We start from the raw sequence: 15,549 nt of genomic DNA on the forward strand, positions 1-15,549 counted from the left end.
ACCGGGCCCTGGACACCGGATTACTTGATCTCGGTCACTGTCAGCTTGCCATCGACCCGGTCGGCGATGAATTCGATCGCGGCACCTTCCTTGAGCTTGGCTAGTATCGCATCATCCTTGACCCGGAACACCATGGTCATGGCCGGCATGTCGAGGTTCTTCAGATCCTCATGGGCGATCGTCACCTTCTTGGCGGACGTGTCCAGTTTCTTGATCGTTCCCTTGGTGAATTCCGTCGCCTGGGCGGAAGCCGCCATGGCAAGAGCGGCAAACAATGCAATAAGCGGTTTCATAGTGTCATCCTTTCAGTGGGTTATTGTCACTTTTTCACGACTTCGAGCGGTCCGTGCATGCCGGCGTCATAATGACCGGGGACCAGGCAGGCGAATTCGAACGTGCCGTTGTTGGTGAAGGTCCAGACGATCTCGCCGGACTTGCCGGCCTCGAGCCGGATGGCATTGGGATCAGCGTGTTCCATGTCGGGGAACTTCTCCATCGCCACCTTGTGCTCCTGGATTTGCGCCTTGTCGTCGAGCACGAATTCATGTTCGAGTTCGCCGACATTCTTGATGGCGAAGCGCACGGTCTGGCCGTGGCGGACCTTGATGCTTGCCGGCGTGAAGATCATCTTGCCGTCATCAGTTTCCTTCATCGTCACGCGCACGGTCTGGGTCGCCTTCTTGGCGTCGCCGGGCTCTCCGATCGACATGGCGTCGTGACCGCCGGAATGGGTGCCGCTGGCGCGCATCGGCGAGGCGAGCGAGGAAGCGGCGACGAACGCCAGCGCGAAAAGTGTCGTCTTCATCTTGGTTTCCTTGGTTGCGTTGGAAGAGGTCATTGCGGTCACCTCTTTGTTGCGGGAGGTGGGGTGATGACTGTCTTGGCGTCTGTTGCTCGGGTGGTTTCCGGCAGCGCGCCGGTCCATTCCCAGGCCTGTGTACCCGGAGGATTTTCGTACCAGCCGGGGTCGCTGTAATCGCCGGCGGAGATGCCTTCGCGCACCTTCACCACCGAGAACATGCCGCCCATCTCCAACGCCCCGTGCGGCCCCCAGCCGGTCATCATCGGGATGGTGTTGTCGGGAAGCGGCATTTCCATCTCGCCCATGTCGGCCATCCCGGCCGTACCCATGGGCATGTAGTCGGGCTTGATCCTGCGGATCTTCGCCGCGACCTGCGTCTTGTCGGTGCCGATGAAAGTCGGGACATCGTGGCCCATCGCGTTCATCGTGTGGTGCGACTTGTGGCAGTGGATCGCCCAGTCGCCCTCGTACTTGGCGGCGAACTCGTAGGCGCGCATGGCGCCGACGGGAATGTCGATCGATACCTCCGGCCATCGGGCTTCGGGGCGGACCCAGCCGCCATCGGTGCAGGTCACCTCAAAATCGTAACCGTGCATATGGACCGGATGGTTGGTCATCGTCAGGTTGCCGACGCGCACCCGCACCCGGTCGTTCTTGGCAACGACCAGCGGATCGATGTCCGGGAAGATGCGGCTGTTCCAGCACCACATGTTGAAGTCCGTCATCTCCATGATGCGCGGAACATAGGTGCCGGGGTCGATGTCATAGGCGTTGAGCAGGAAGACGAAGTCGCGGTCGACCCGCATGAAGGCCGGGTCCTTCGGATGGATGACGAAGAAGCCCATCATGCCCATGGCCATCTGCACCATTTCGTCGGCATGCGGGTGGTACATGAAGGTTCCGGACTTCACGAGATCGAACTCGTAGACGAATGTCTTTCCCGCCGGGATATGCGGTTGCGACAGTCCGCCGACGCCATCCATTCCCGAAGGCAGGATCATGCCGTGCCAATGGATCGTCGTGTGCTCCGGCAGCTTGTTGGTGACGAAGATGCGCACCCGGTCGCCTTCGACCGCTTCGATCGTCGGGCCGGGGGACTGGCCGTTATAGCCCCAGAGATAGGCAGTCATGCCTTCGGCCATCTCGCGTTCCACCGGTTCGGCAACGAGATGAAATTCCTTGACGCCGTTGTTCATCCGGTGTGGCAGCGTCCAGCCGTTGAGCGTGACGACCGGGTTGTAGTCCGGCCCGCTCGTCGGCACGAGCGGCTTCTGAGTGGCAGCATTGTTCATGCCTTCCGCCTCCGGCAATCCGGAGTTCGAGGTCTGCGCCCAGGCCGTCGTGGAAACGAGTGCCGCGCCTGCGCCGAGGATTTGTCGTCTGTTGAACATGGTCATCGTCCCTTTCAATCCGCGTCGGCTGCGGCAGGAGCGGCAACCTCTGCCGCAGCGCCCGCTTCACCGCCGCCATGGATGGCGGTGGTCAGATCGGCATCGGCAAGCCAGAAATCGCGTTTGGCGTTGATGGTGAGGATCACCGAGTCCACCTTGGACCTGTTGTCGGCGAGCAACTCGAAGGTGCTGGTGATCATGCCGTTGTAGCTGAGGGCGGCTTCGTCCTCGATCTTCGTACGCAACGGCACGACGGTGTTGCGGTAGTGCCGGGCGATGTCGTAGCGCGACCGGTAGGCCTGATAGGCCGAGCGGGCTTCTGAGCGGACATTGACTGCCTTTTCGGCAAGCAGGTTGGCGGCGCGCATGTGCGCCAGTTCCGCCGTGCGCAGACGCGCCTGGCCGGTGTCGAAGATCGGGATGGTGAACTCCAGCTCCACCTGGCCTGTGGTCTCGACCTTTGTGTCGCCGTCTTCGCGCTCACGCTCGGCCTCTGCACCGGCAACGAGCGTAAGATCGCTGACGAAGCGTGTCGCCTCGGTAAGACGATAGGATTTTGCCACCGCCTCGAGGTCGAAGCGGGCCATCTGCAGATCGACGCGGCGCTTGAGGGCTTCGGCCTCGATACTGTCACGGCGGGAAAGTCCCTTCGGCAGATCGGGCAGCCGGTTTGGCACCCGGTAGTCGGCGTCTGTGCCCCACAGTCCCATTTTCCGGGTGAGGTTCTCGTTGGCGAGCCGTGCCGCAAGACGCGCCTCGGCTACCTGGCCGGCGAGCTCGGCATTGAACACATGCTCGCGGGCCTGGTCGGCCTTGCCCATGGCTCCGCTCTCTCCGAGCTTGGCGGCAAGTTGGGAGGCTGCGTCGGCGGCGGCCTGCGCCCGGTTGAGCTGTGCCACCGTTTCCCAGGCCGATACCGCCTCGATCCAGGCGCGACGGGTTTCGGCCGCGAGCGCAAGCGTCTTCAAGGCGGCCGCAAGCTGCGCCTGACGGAAGCGGGCGTCGGCGACCGCAATGGACTTCTCCCGCGTCATCAGCGCCAGGATGTTGGTGGTGATCAGCCCTTCGATGGCACGATAGGCTTGAAGCTCCGGTGCTCCGATGCCGGTGGTGCCGATCGAAATCGTCGGGTTGAGGAGCATCGTTGCCTGCCAGGCATTCGCCGCTGCGTCGCCGAGATCGGCGTAGGCCGCCTGCAGGCCCTTGTTGTTGAGAAGCGCGATCTGCACGGCGGTATCAGCATCGACCGACTTTCGTGCGAGCAGCGACTTCACCTGTGCTTGAGCCTTTGCGGCCTGTTCGCGGTTTTGGATCCAGACGCTACGCTTTGCCGTGCCGGCGCCGACCTTGGCCGAGACGGCGGTAAAGCCGGCGTCCCTTGCCGCGTACTCCGCGTTGGTCGCGCAACCGGCAAGCGTCAGCGGCAGGCCGATGATCGCGGCGAGCCTGAACTTCTGCATGGTCATGATGCGTCTCCCTTGGCGGGAGATTGGGCGTCGTTGAGCGGTATCCAGCGCTTCGGGCCGACGGGCTCTCGGTGGACGTATCCGGCAAGAGGGCTTCGATAGGCTTGGATCGTGGTGTGCGCGGAACTCTCCGCGGGATCGGCGAGGCTTGTCACCTCTGCAGGCATCGTGGTTGCGCATCCGCCCAGAAGAATGGGCAGGAGCGCCATGGGAAACAGACGTTTCATGGTTCAACCTGAATGTGAAGAATGGATATCGGCGTCCGACCGGCAGAGCCGGGCAGGCCAAGACCTTGACCGCCTATGCGGTCAGCTGTTCACGAAATCAGGCTCTTGGAGGGCGGTGCAGGCCGGCGCGCTCGCCGGGGATCAGCTGCGATTGCAGCCCGGCATGCAACGTGGAGCGCGGCAGGCCGAAGCGGGCTTCGCCGGTATCGGCAAGCACGGCGACGGACGCACAGAAGGTCTTGCAGCAATCCTTCTTGTCGGCCTTGCCGCTGTCACTGATGGGTTTTGTCTTGTTGCTGTCGGCGCTCGGGCAATGTTCGCTTAACGTCGCGGTGTCGACCGAGGAGGCATCCGGCTGCGTTGCTGTGTGCATTTGCATTGCGGCGTGCGCGGCCACATGGGTCATGCCGGCTGCGCTGGAAAAGGGCAGCACGGCCAGCGACAGCATCGTCACCAGCTTGAGCATCGTCAGCAGACGTAGATATGCCTGTCGTGCCTTTTCCATCATCAATCCGTAGAAACGCTCTCGATTCCTGTCAATGCTGCTGACCGGGCCTTGGCTCACGAATGCGTGAGCCTTTGGTCGATGTGCTTAGGCCTGTCGGCGGTTGCGGACTGGGTCAATGCCGGCCGGGCCGAAGCGTGCAGGCTCCGGCGCCTTGCCTGGTTCGTTCGCCATGGCGGCGAGATCGTCGAGGATCGGGCAATCCGGCCGGCCGTCGCCGTGGCAATTGGCGGCCAGATGCTTGAGCGTCCTGCTCATCGCCTTCAATTCTTCGGCCTTGCGTTCGAGGATCTCGACGTGTTCGAGCGCGATCTTCTTGACCTCGCTGCTGGCACGCGAACGGTCGCGCCACAGCGTCAGGAGGTCGGACATCTGCTCGACGGTGAAACCGAGATCGCGGGAGCGGCGAATGAAGCGTAGGGTGTGGACGTCGTTATCGCCGTAATTGCGATAGCCCGCCTCGCTGCGATCGGCCGGCGGAATGAGGCCGATCGTTTCGTAATAGCGGATCATCTTCGTCGAAACGCCTGAGGCGCGTGCGACTTCGCCGATGTTCATGACTTCACCTTTCGAGCGGCGCGCGGAGCGCGGGTGTTCAGGTCGAATATAGGAAGTCTCCCCGGCGGACGCCATGCGGGCGCGACCCGCCGGGGAGAAGCTTTGTGTCATCGTGCGGCTGGCGTTTGCGCGGCGACGCCGCGAAACCTCCGCAGCCGGAGCGCATTACCGAGCACGAAGACGCTCGAGAGCGCCATCGCGCCGGCAGCGAAGATCGGCGACAGCAAGACGCCGTAGGCCGGATAGAGCGCGCCCGCTGCAACCGGGATCAGAACCGCGTTGTAGGCGAAGGCCCAGAACAGGTTCTCCTTGATGTTGCGGATCGTCGCCTTCGACAGGGCAATCGCGTTCGGCACGCCCAGGAGATCGCCTGACATCAGCACCACATCGGCACTCTCGATCGCGACATCCGTACCGGTCCCGATCGCAAGGCCGACGTCGGCTTCGGCGAGCGCCGGCGCATCGTTGATGCCGTCGCCGACGAAGGCAACGGCGCGGCCGTCGGCTTTCAGTCGCTTCAGGGCTGCGACCTTGCCGTCGGGCAGCACTTCGGCGATGACTTCATCGATTCCGAGCTTGGCAGCGATCGCTTCCGCGGTGCGGCGGTTGTCGCCGGTGATCATCGCCACCTTGAGGCCGAGGTCGTGCAGCATGCGGATCGCCTGCGGCGTGGTTTCCTTGATCGGGTCGGCAACGGCGATGATGGCGGCAAGCTTGCCGTCGATCGCGGCATAGAGCGGGCTCTTGCCCTCCGAGCCCAGACGGGCTGCCTGGTCGGCAAACATCGAGACATCGAGATTGAGCTTGGTCATCAACCGGTCGGCGCCGACATGGACGCTCCGCCCATTCACGCTGGCGCTGGCACCGAAGCCGGGCACGGCTTCGAAGTTCGAAGGCGTGGCAATGGCGATGCCTTCCGACTTTGCGGCCTCGACGATTGCTTCGGCGATCGGGTGCTCCGAGCGGGTTTCGACGGCGGCGACGAGCGCCAGCACTTCACCGCGTTCAAAACCGGCTGATGTGTCGAGATCGGTCAGTTCGGGGCGCCCCTTGGTCAGAGTGCCCGTCTTGTCGACGGCGATGATCTCGGCATTGCGCAGGGTCTGCAACGCTTCCCCCTTGCGGAAGAGCACGCCCATTTCGGCGGCCCGGCCGGTGCCGACCATGATCGAGGTCGGGGTCGCAAGGCCCATGGCGCAGGGGCAGGCGATGATCAGAACGGCGACGCCATTGACAAGCGCGAAGCTCAGCGCCGGATCCGGGCCGAAGATCAACCAGATCGCGAAGGTGATGGCGGCAATCGCTATGACGGCCGGAACGAACCAGGCTGTCACCTTGTCGACCAGCGACTGGATCGGCAGCTTGGCGCCCTGCGCCTGCTCGACCATGCGGATGATCTGGGCCAGCACCGTATCGGCACCGACCTTGGTGGCGCGGAAGGTGAAGGATCCGGTCTTGTTGATTGTGCCGCCGACGACATCGGCCCCGGCAACCTTCTCGACGGGAACCGGCTCGCCGGTGATCATCGATTCGTCGACGTAGGAATTGCCGTCGACAACGGTGCCGTCGACCGGTACGCGGTCGCCGGGACGCACAAGAACGGTATCGCCAGCGTGAACGTCGCCGAGCGCTATCTCGATCGTCTCGCCATCACGAACGACGCGCGCCGTCTTTGCCTGCAGACCCATCAGGTGCTTGATCGCTTCGGAGGTGCGGCCCTTGGCGCGGGCTTCCAGCACCCGGCCGAGCAGGATCAGCGTCACGATGACAGCGGCGGCTTCGTAATAGACGTTGGCCGTACCCTCGGGCAGCAGCCCGGATGCAAAGGTGGCAACGATCGAATAGCCCCAGGCGGCGGCCGTGCCGATGGCGACGAGAGAATTCATGTCGGGCGCGAGGCGCAGGAGCGCCGGGATGCCCTTCTGGTAGAAGCGTAAGCCCGGACCGAAGAGGACCAGCGTCGTCAATACGAACTGCAGGTACCAGCTCTCCTGCATGCCGATATTGATCATGACGAAGTCGTGCACGGCCGGAATGAAGTGCGAGCCCATTTCCAGCACGAAGATCGGCAGCGTCAGGGCCGCGGCAACCAGCAACGAACGGCTGAGGCGCCGGCTTTCGCGCTCGCGCTTTTCGGCTTCCTCGTCGGTGTTTTCATCGCCGGTGATGCGCTTGGCATCGTAACCGGCGGCGCGCACGGCCTCTTCAAGGCTGGCGGCCGTAACAACGCCCTTGGTGAGGCGCACGGAGGCGCGCTCGGTCGCGAGATTGACATTGGCCTCAGTGACACCGGGCACCGCCTTCAGCGCCTTCTCAATGCGCGCGACGCAGGAGGCGCAGGTCATGCCTTCGATTGCCAGCTCGACCGATTCTTCAGCGGCGCCATAGCCGCTGTTTTCGATGGCCTTGACGATATCGGCAGTCTTGGTCGTTCCATCGAACCGGACGTCTGCCCGCTCGGTCGCAAGGTTGACGGAGGCGGAGGTGACGCCGGGGACAGCGCGGATAGCCTTTTCGACACGCGCGACGCAGGATGCGCAGGTCATGCCTTCGACCGGTATGCTGGCCGTCAGCGCAGCACCGGGAATTGCCGTCGCGTTCTTCGTTTCGATGGTGGTCACAGATCCCATGATCGTGCTCCTTTATCCTGTTCTTTTATCGGAAGGTGGGGCTTCCAACGATGGGAAGGTCAAGGGCGGTTCGAAACATTTCCTCAGATAATGCGCACCACGATCTTCTGCCTCGATCCGGCGCCATTAAACGATAAACGCCCCGGCGCGGGGCCGAGGCGTCTAGCGGTGACCGGAGGCACCATTGTTGCTGTTCAGAGCTGGCGACTGTCGTAGCCTGCCGCCTTCAGCGCTTCAGCAATCGGGCCGGCCGCGGCGACACTCTCCACGCTGACCTCGCGCGCGCCGAGATCGACCTTGACGGTTGCCTGCGGATCGACGCTCAGGATCGCCTTCTGGACGTTGCCGGCACAGTGTCCGCAGGTCATGTTGTCGATCTTGTAGTTCTGCATCGCTTGTCTCCTTGTTTTCGATGTGAGACAAAGATGGGGCTTCCCATCGTTGGAAGGTCAAGAGACCGGTCGGCGATTTTTTTCCGCGTGCTTCGGACGCCGAAACCGGCGGCAAAAAGCTGGGAATTGGCCCGTATGTCGGCCGCAACTGCTCCGAAAAATTTGAAAGTCTTTCATCGCCGAACCCTGGAATGGACGGCTAGCGGTCGGCCGCTGGAAGACGCACAATCCGAAGGCTGTGCACAAGGGCATTCGCGTCGTCTCAAGGGGGCGGACGATCGCCCGCCCGGCGCGGGCCGCAAGCGGTCCGTGATGCGGTTGCGCCGGATCATTCGGCGATGATCGAAATGCACTGGTCGGGGACTGGAGGAGACTGTGTCCCGATCTCTGTCGTTCGGCTGCGTCGTGGCGACGCCGCCAAGGGAGGAAATATGTTTGAACGACTATTCAAGTTAAATGAGCATGGGACATCCGTGCGCACCGAGGTGATCGCCGGCGTCACGACATTCCTGACGATGTCCTACATCATCTTCGTCAATCCCGACATTCTGTCGACCACGGGCATGGACAGGGATGCCGTCTTCGTCGCGACCTGTATTGCCGCGGCCCTCGGTTCGGCCGTCATGGCGCTCGTCGCCAACTGGCCGATCGGCATGGCGCCGGGTATGGGCCTCAACGCCTTCTTCGCCTTCACAGTCGTTGCAGCCCTCGGCTTTAGCTGGCAGCAGGCACTCGGCGCCGTGTTCATCTCCGGCGTGATCTTCCTGATCCTGACCGTGACCGGGGTTCGAAGCTGGCTGATAGCCGGCATCCCACATTCGCTCAGAAGCGCAATTGCCACCGGTATCGGCCTGTTCCTCGGCATCATCGCGCTGAAGAATGCCGGCATCGTCGTCGACAATCCGGCAACGCTGGTCGGCCTCGGCGACCTGAAGCAGACCGGCCCGCTGCTGGCGATCCTCGGCTTCTTCGTCATTGCCGTGCTCGATGCGCTTAAAGTGCGCGGCTCGATCCTGATCGGGATCCTCGTCGTGACCATTCTGTCGATGCTCCTGGGCGTCAGCGAGTTCAAGGGCATCGTTTCAACGCCGCCGAGCATCGCGCCGACCTTCATGCAGCTCGACATCATGGGCGCGTTGCATGGCGGCCTGGTCCACGTGATCCTCGTCTTTGTGCTCGTCGAAGTCTTCGACGCCACGGGTACGCTGATCGGTGTGGCCAAGCGCGCCAAGCTGGTGGAGGAAGGCAAGCCAAACCGCCTCGGCCGGGCGCTTCTGGCTGACAGCACCGCCATCGTTGCCGGTTCGCTGATCGGCACGAGCAGCACCACCGCCTATGTCGAAAGCGCCTCGGGCGTGCAGGCTGGCGGTCGCACGGGCCTGACGGCACTCACCGTCAGCGTGCTCTTCCTCGCCGCGCTGTTCTTCTCGCCGCTCGCAGCCGCCGTTCCGACCTATGCGACAGCTCCGGCTCTGCTCTACGTCGCCGGCTTGATGATGCGCGAACTGACGGAAGTCGACTGGGACGACCTGACGGAAGCAGCACCGGCAGCACTGACAGCGCTCGCCATGCCCTTCACCTATTCGATCGCCAACGGCCTTGCCTTCGGCTTCGTGAGCTACGTGGTGCTCAAGGTGTTCACCGGCAGGTGGAGCGTCATCCACCCGGCGACGCAGCTGGTCGCGGCGCTGTTCGTCATCCGCTTCGCCTTCTTCGCCGAATAGAAGAAAGCCGGGGCAACAATGCCCCGGCCCGTTATCTCAGAACTTCCCCCGCGAAGCTGGCCGGACCGCAGACATTGCTGCGGCTCCGGTCTTTTTGCGTTTTTGGCAACCGGGCAGACGCCCCGATCAATATTGTCCGGCTGGCAGATGCACGACCAATCCGTCGAGCGCATCGGAGACCGTGATCTGACAGCTGAGCCTGCTTCGTTCCTCCGGATTGACGACGCATTCGAGCATGTCCTGCTCCTGATAATCGGGCGATGGCAGCTTCTCGCCCCACGCCGCGTCGATGTAACAGTGGCAGGTGCCACAGGCACAGGAGCCGCCGCATTCCGCCGCGATGGCATCGATGCCGTTCTGAACCGCTGCCGACATCACCGACTGGCCGATTTCGGCCATAACCTCGGTCGTCTTTCCCTCGGCATCCACAAAGACAATCCTGGGCATGTTTGGTCTCCACTCAAATCTGAAATCGTTCGAATTCTTTCGCGCTGCCGCGCAATGGTCGGCGTTCACACAGCCTTGATGGCGATCTGCAGCTTCTTCGGGCCACGCACCGAAAGGCCCCGCTTGTATTCGGGCTGTTCGTCGACAAGCTCGATCGTCGGGAAGCGCCGCAGCAGCGTGCTGAAGATGATGTCCATATCCAGCCGGGCGAGATGGTTGCCGAGACAGAAGTGCACGCCGCCGCCGAAGGCGAGATGTCTGTTGGGTGTGCGGCCGATGTCGAAGCTGTCGGCATTTTCGAACTGCCTGGGATCACGGTTGGCAGCGCCATAGAGCACGCCGAACTTCGTGCCGCGCGCGAAAGTTCGTCCGCCGATTTCCACGTCCTCGATACAGTGCCGATGGAAGAACGGCAAAGGCGACTCGTAGCGGAACATCTCCTGCACCGCAGTCTGGATCAAGGCCGGATCCCGGCGCAGGCGTGCCATCTGCTTGGGGAACCGCAACAGCGCATGCATGCCGCTTCCAAGCACGTCGATCGTCGAGCCGTGTCCAGCCATCAGGATCAGCATGCAGGTCGAAATGAATTCGTCGGAATTCATCGCGCCGGCGCCTTCCGCCTCGATCAGAACCGAGATCAGATCGTTCTTGGGGCTGCGCTCGCGTTCGTGTTTGAGGGCTGTCAGGTATTCGTAGAATTCGGTGGTGTTGGTTTCTGCGATGTGCTTGCGCTCATCCGAGCGGTCGACGTCGAAGAACTGGACGATGTTTTCCGACCAGATGCGCAGCTGGGGACAGTCTTCGTCGGGAACGCCGAGCAGCCGACCGATGATATGGCCGGGGACGTGGGCGGCGAGATCGTCGACGAAATCGATCTGGCCGCGATCGGCCAGGCTGTCGATCAGCCTGTCGACATAGGCCTGGATCTGGTCGCGCAGCTTGGCGATCATCGCTGGGGTGAACAGTTTGAAAACCTGCCTGCGCAGCCGATCGTGCACGGCGCCGTCGCTGTCGAGCAGGCTGAACTGCACGAAGCGCGAGTGGTGCGGCATGTCATGCCAGTTGCCGGCCCGCTGGATGCTGGCGATTTCCTCGGCCGTGGCGATATCCTCGAGTGAGCGGACCATGCGCTTGTCCATGACGATTGCCGAGACATCCTCGAAGCGCGAGGCGAGCCAGATGTCGAAATCCTCGAAATAGTGCAGACCGCCCTTGTCGCGCAGCGCCTTGTAGGTGGGATAGGGATCGCGTGCGAAATCGGGTGACAAAGGGGCGAACGTGACCTCCCTCTGGGTCTCTGTCGATAAGGTCTCTGCCATGTGCCGCACTCCCTGCAAAAGCTGCAGGATAGCGTCATAAGGTCGTCCATGGAAATGTAGCAATCTCGCGACATAATGGACAAAACTCGCATGGGTGTGCAAAGTGCCCAGTATGTTGGCTGAGCGCGAAGAGATCTATTTTCACACACCGGCACGTCTGGCGGGCGCGTTCCCCTACACGGTGTTGGTTGCCGGCACTCGGGTGGCGCTGCCGAACGAACCGCCGATCCGCAAGCGCTTCCACCAATATGTGCTCGTTCACACCACCGCCGGGCAAGGGCTGATCGAGGTGCGCGGGCAGCGGTTCGTCGCCAGGGAAGGCATGTCGATCTGGCTCGACACGTCACAGGCCTATGAACATCGTTGCGGGCCAGACGCCAGCGAATGGCGCTATCTGTGGATGGGGGTCGAGGGGCACGGGCTCGACGAGGTCTATGCCTTCCTCAACGTGCAGCAGTCGCCGCTGTTGGAGCCTTCCGATCAGGGGGCGGCGCGAGCCGCCTTCCAGGCGGTCATTGGCTATCTCGATGATCGCTCGTCGGCAACGGACGCGCTGGTCAGTGCGGCAATTGCCGGGCTGATCGCCAACCTGAGTGCACCGCGATTGGTGAGCGCGGCAACGCCCGACGATCCGGCGTCGCGCGATCGGATAACCGCTGTGCTTGTCGCAGTTCGGAAGGATCTGGCCAGGGCCTGGACGATCGATGAACTTGCGGTCCTCGCACATCTCAGCCCGTCGCAACTGTTTCGCAGATTCAAGGAGACCATCGGCACAACGCCAATGGACTGGCTACGCCACGAGCGCATCAATCGGGCGAAACGCCTGCTGGTCGAGCCGGGCGCGAAGGTCTCGGCCGTCGCTGCCCATTGCGGCTATCCCGATCCCTACCACTTCTCCCGCGATTTTCGCCGTTTGACCGGCTATACCCCGACGAAGTTCAGGCGCGACGGCGGGTATTAGGATCGTCATGAGGCAGATGACGGCGCCCACTCGAATGGAGCAGGCCCGCCCTCTGGTCCCAAACCAGCCGTCAGCGCAGCAGGAATGGCTGCTCGAAGAAATGCTCTTCCAGATTGACGCCTTCTCCGCCGCGGTCGACGACGGCGAAGTCCGAAACGTCTTCCAGCGGCGTCAGTATGCCGTGCCAGACATTGCGGGCGATGTTGACGCCCTGGCCCGGCGCTGTGCGAAAGGCGATCGGCTCGCTCGGCCCTTCGCTGGTCTCCCCCGAGACGACAACCAGGAACGGGTTGTCGGTCAGGGGAATGAAGGCCTGGCTGCCGAGCGGGTGGCGCTCGACCATCGTCAGCTTCAAGGGCAGCGGATAGGGCTCGCCGCGCACGAGGCTGATCATCGGCCGGCCCTTGTCGCCGGCGGTCTCGATCTTGGCGAGGTCATGATAGCGGGTGCATTTTCCGCCATTGATGGGAAAGCTGTGGGCGTTTTCAGTCTCGATCACGTCGCCGAACGGCGCGAATGCCTCGCGTGTCAGCGGCTTTATCTCGATCTCCTTCATGTGACGCTCCTCCGTCTTATGTTGATCGTTTACGGGGTGCCGGCCCCTGCAATGCGCCCGAAGACACGCAGCCGGCTAACGCCGCCGTCGGGGTAGATGTTGAGACGCACATGGGTGGCGTAACCGACCTGTTCGATCAGGTCGGGCCCATAGTCATGGATGCTGTCGGCGTTCAGCTTCTGGCGCGGGAGCACCTCCCGCCAGTAGAGCGAAGACGCCGTTAGTGCAGCGTCAACGGCACATTCCGCCTCGCTAAGACAGGCCGCTTGCACCGAGCAGGCGTCAGGGTAGTTGCCTTTGAAATGCGCGGTATCGACAGTGATGCGCTCGATCGACGTGCACGCGGCAAGTTTGACGATGATCCAGTCGTTGCCGGGCTCGCGCCGGCGGCGCGTTTCCCAGCCATCGCCCATGTTGATCCCGCGACCCGGCGCCAACAGCCGTTGATGGCCGTAATGACCGTTGGAAAAGACGACGATCCGGCCGCCAAGCAGCGAGGATGCGAGATCGACGGCCTGGTCGCCTATCCATTTCCGGTCAAGCTCGGGCGTGCCATAGACCCGTAACCGGGCAATGCCGCCGTCCGGATAGATGCGCAGCCTGACATGGCTCCAAACCCCTTCGACCCGCGCCGGGAAGAAATGATGGGCGCTTGGGCCAAGCGGGCTCATGCCCAAAAGCTCGGTCCATACCGTCGTTTCGCCCGGACCCTCTGGCGCCAGACAAGCGTCGATCGCGCAGGCGCTTGGATAGTTGCCAATGAAATGCGCCGTATCGACGTCGAAACCGGCGATACGGCCAGCGGTGGCGAGTTCGACGATCGCATGGTCATGGCCAGGACCGCGCCGGCGCCGTGTTTCCCAGCCATCCATCCATTTGCCGTGGTCGTCATAGACCCCGGGATGAAAGACGGCAGGACAATCCTGCAGCATCCTTTCGAGCGGCGCGAAGAACGCGTCCGTGGCAAAGACCGGCCGCGCACCGAGGCCGGCGGAGGCGAGGTTAATCGCCTGTCGCGCAAAGTCAGGCGGGCCGGCGCCGTCGATCGTCATCGCCGTGGCTCAGCTCGGTAGCATGTCTTTGAGGCGGAGAAGCGCAATCCTTTCTACCTGCCGGCATGCCGTCTCAAGTTCGCTGTCGCGATCGTTGCCGATCCGGGTTTCGAAGGCTGCCAGGATGTCATCCTTGCTGCGGCCCCTGACGGCGATGATGAAGGGGAAGCCGAATTTTGCGACATAGGCGCTGTTGAGCTCGGTGAACCGCGCACGCTCCTGGTCCGTCAGCGCATCGAGACCGGCGGAGGCCTGCTCGCTGGTCGAGCTTTCGGTCAACCGTTTTGCCTGAGCCAGTTTGCCGGCGAGATCCGGGTGGGCATTGAGCACGCCCAGGCGCTCGTCTGCCGTCGCCTCGCGGAAGACTGCGGTCAGCGCGGCTGCAAGCCCGATCGCCGTGTCGTTGGCGGCCGACAGCTCGCCGGCAAAGGCACGCCTGGCGATCCATTCGGAATGTTCGAACACGCCACCGAAGCGGGCGACGAAATCGGCCTCCGAAAGTCGCGAGGGACGATCGTCCCAGGCCTTGAACGGATAAGCCTTTGCCCAATGCCGCGCGATATCGATGCGGCGGGCGAGCCAAACCTTTTCGTGTTCCTTTACATAATCGATAAAGCGGGCGAGCGCTGCGGCGCGACCCGGCCTGCCGACAAGGCGGCAGTGCAGGCCGATGCTGAGCATCTTCGGTGCGCCGGCGGCACCTTCCGCGTAGAGCACGTCGAAGCTGTCCTTGAGGTAGCTGAAGAACTGGTCGCCGCTGTTGAAACCCTGTGGTGTCGCAAAGCGCATGTCGTTGGTGTCGAGCGTGTAGGGGATGACGAGCTGGTGGCGACCGGCATGTTCATGCCAATAGGGCAGGTCGTCGGCGTAGCTGTCGGAGACGTAGTCGAAGCCACCGGTTTCGGTCACGAGATCGAGCGTATTGTCGGAGCAGCGGCCGGTGTACCAGCCGCGCGGCGGTTCGCCGGTTACGATCGTGTGCAGCCGGATCGCCTCGGCGATTTCCGCCCGCTCGCGCTCGGGGTTGAAATCCTTGTGCTCGATCCATTTCAGGCCATGCGAGGCGATCTCCCAGCCGGCGTCCTGCATGGCTGCCACCTGGGCCGGCGAACGCTTCAGTGCCGTCGCGACGCCATAGACCGTCGCCGGCACACCCTTTTCGGTGAACATGCGATGGAGCCGCCAGAAGCCGGCGCGTGCGCCGTATTCATAGATCGATTCCATGTTCCAGTGGCGCTGCCCGGGCCATGCCTGCGCACCAACGATTTCCGAGAGAAAAGCCTCTGATGCGGCATCGCCATGCAGCACGCAGTTCTCGCCGCCTTCCTCGTAATTGATCACGAATTGCACGGCGATCCGCGCGTCGTCGGGCCATACGGTGGTGGGGTTTTGGCCATGGCCGTGAAGATCGCGGGGGTATCTCATAGGAAGCAGTCCTCCAGACATTTGTCTCTGCGGCCTGATTCCTAACGGGATTTTTCCGACGTCATTCCCCCCAAAAAATTTGAAAGTCTCGAAT

General features: G+C 62.8%; 15 protein-coding genes. 2 read left to right on the forward strand and 13 right to left on the reverse strand.

The window, feature by feature from the left end; all coding sequences use genetic code 11:
• Positions 1-20: 20 nt before the first annotated feature.
• The 8 genes from BLJAPNOD_RS23145 to BLJAPNOD_RS23185 all read right to left on the reverse strand — a co-directional run bounded on the left by BLJAPNOD_RS23145 (position 21) and on the right by BLJAPNOD_RS23185 (position 7,971).
• Positions 21-293, reverse strand: a complete 273-nt coding sequence (locus BLJAPNOD_RS23145; RefSeq protein WP_115421613.1) for a copper-binding protein — start codon at positions 291-293, stop codon at positions 21-23.
• A gap of 26 nt (positions 294-319) precedes the next feature.
• Positions 320-805, reverse strand: a complete 486-nt coding sequence (locus BLJAPNOD_RS23150; protein ID WP_077502086.1) for a plastocyanin/azurin family copper-binding protein — start codon at positions 803-805, stop codon at positions 320-322.
• 38 nt (positions 806-843) lie between these two features.
• Positions 844-2,193 carry a copper oxidase gene (locus tag BLJAPNOD_RS23155; protein ID WP_077502084.1) on the reverse strand — a complete coding sequence of 450 codons (1,350 nt, stop codon included), beginning with the start codon at positions 2,191-2,193 and terminating at the stop codon, positions 844-846.
• Positions 2,194-2,207: 14 nt separating this feature from the next.
• Positions 2,208-3,659, reverse strand: a complete 1,452-nt coding sequence (locus BLJAPNOD_RS23160; protein WP_115421614.1) for a TolC family protein — start codon at positions 3,657-3,659, stop codon at positions 2,208-2,210.
• 324 nt (positions 3,660-3,983) lie between these two features.
• Complete coding sequence (locus tag BLJAPNOD_RS23170) at positions 3,984-4,391, reverse strand: hypothetical protein (protein ID WP_139353910.1); 408 nt, start codon at positions 4,389-4,391, stop codon at positions 3,984-3,986.
• 87 nt (positions 4,392-4,478) lie between these two features.
• Positions 4,479-4,949 (reverse strand): Cu(I)-responsive transcriptional regulator, encoded by a 471-nt coding sequence (cueR, locus tag BLJAPNOD_RS23175; protein ID WP_077501927.1) that lies wholly within the window; start codon positions 4,947-4,949, stop codon positions 4,479-4,481.
• 107 nt (positions 4,950-5,056) lie between these two features.
• Positions 5,057-7,579 carry a heavy metal translocating P-type ATPase gene (locus BLJAPNOD_RS23180; protein WP_115421615.1) on the reverse strand — a complete coding sequence of 841 codons (2,523 nt, stop codon included), beginning with the start codon at positions 7,577-7,579 and terminating at the stop codon, positions 5,057-5,059.
• Positions 7,580-7,773: 194 nt separating this feature from the next.
• Positions 7,774-7,971, reverse strand: coding sequence for a heavy-metal-associated domain-containing protein (locus BLJAPNOD_RS23185; RefSeq protein WP_115421616.1), 198 nt, complete (start codon positions 7,969-7,971; stop codon positions 7,774-7,776).
• A gap of 431 nt (positions 7,972-8,402) precedes the next feature.
• Here BLJAPNOD_RS23185 and BLJAPNOD_RS23190 point away from each other — a divergent pair, with 431 nt between their 5' ends.
• Positions 8,403-9,695 carry an NCS2 family permease gene (locus BLJAPNOD_RS23190; RefSeq protein WP_077501921.1) on the forward strand — a complete coding sequence of 431 codons (1,293 nt, stop codon included), beginning with the start codon at positions 8,403-8,405 and terminating at the stop codon, positions 9,693-9,695.
• 126 nt (positions 9,696-9,821) lie between these two features.
• On the opposite strand, the gene BLJAPNOD_RS23195 is transcribed toward BLJAPNOD_RS23190, so the two are convergent.
• Together BLJAPNOD_RS23195 and BLJAPNOD_RS23200 are read right to left on the reverse strand one after the other, a co-directional pair.
• Positions 9,822-10,142 carry a 2Fe-2S iron-sulfur cluster-binding protein gene (locus tag BLJAPNOD_RS23195; RefSeq protein ID WP_077501919.1) on the reverse strand — a complete coding sequence of 107 codons (321 nt, stop codon included), beginning with the start codon at positions 10,140-10,142 and terminating at the stop codon, positions 9,822-9,824.
• A gap of 65 nt (positions 10,143-10,207) precedes the next feature.
• Positions 10,208-11,461: a cytochrome P450 gene (locus tag BLJAPNOD_RS23200; RefSeq protein WP_077501917.1), complete on the reverse strand. Its 1,254-nt coding sequence runs from the start codon at positions 11,459-11,461 to the stop codon at positions 10,208-10,210.
• 112 nt (positions 11,462-11,573) lie between these two features.
• Here BLJAPNOD_RS23200 and BLJAPNOD_RS23205 point away from each other — a divergent pair, with 112 nt between their 5' ends.
• Positions 11,574-12,422, forward strand: a complete 849-nt coding sequence (locus BLJAPNOD_RS23205) for an AraC family transcriptional regulator (protein ID WP_115421617.1) — start codon at positions 11,574-11,576, stop codon at positions 12,420-12,422.
• Positions 12,423-12,492: 70 nt separating this feature from the next.
• Here BLJAPNOD_RS23205 and BLJAPNOD_RS23210 read toward each other — a convergent pair whose 3' ends face one another.
• From BLJAPNOD_RS23210 to puuE, 3 genes are read right to left on the reverse strand one after another with little or no spacing between them, the layout of a single operon-like run.
• Positions 12,493-12,978 carry an ureidoglycolate lyase gene (locus BLJAPNOD_RS23210; protein WP_077501913.1) on the reverse strand — a complete coding sequence of 162 codons (486 nt, stop codon included), beginning with the start codon at positions 12,976-12,978 and terminating at the stop codon, positions 12,493-12,495.
• Positions 12,979-13,007: 29 nt separating this feature from the next.
• Positions 13,008-14,030 carry an allantoicase gene (gene alc, locus BLJAPNOD_RS23215; protein WP_115421618.1) on the reverse strand — a complete coding sequence of 341 codons (1,023 nt, stop codon included), beginning with the start codon at positions 14,028-14,030 and terminating at the stop codon, positions 13,008-13,010.
• Between the two features lie 9 nt (positions 14,031-14,039).
• Entirely contained in the window at positions 14,040-15,455 is a 1,416-nt protein-coding gene (puuE, locus tag BLJAPNOD_RS23220; RefSeq protein WP_077501910.1) for an allantoinase PuuE, read from the reverse strand.
• Positions 15,456-15,549 lie beyond the last annotated feature (94 nt).

The organism is Ensifer sp. M14 (assembly GCF_003355565.1).
Taxonomy (GTDB): domain Bacteria; phylum Pseudomonadota; class Alphaproteobacteria; order Rhizobiales; family Rhizobiaceae; genus Ensifer.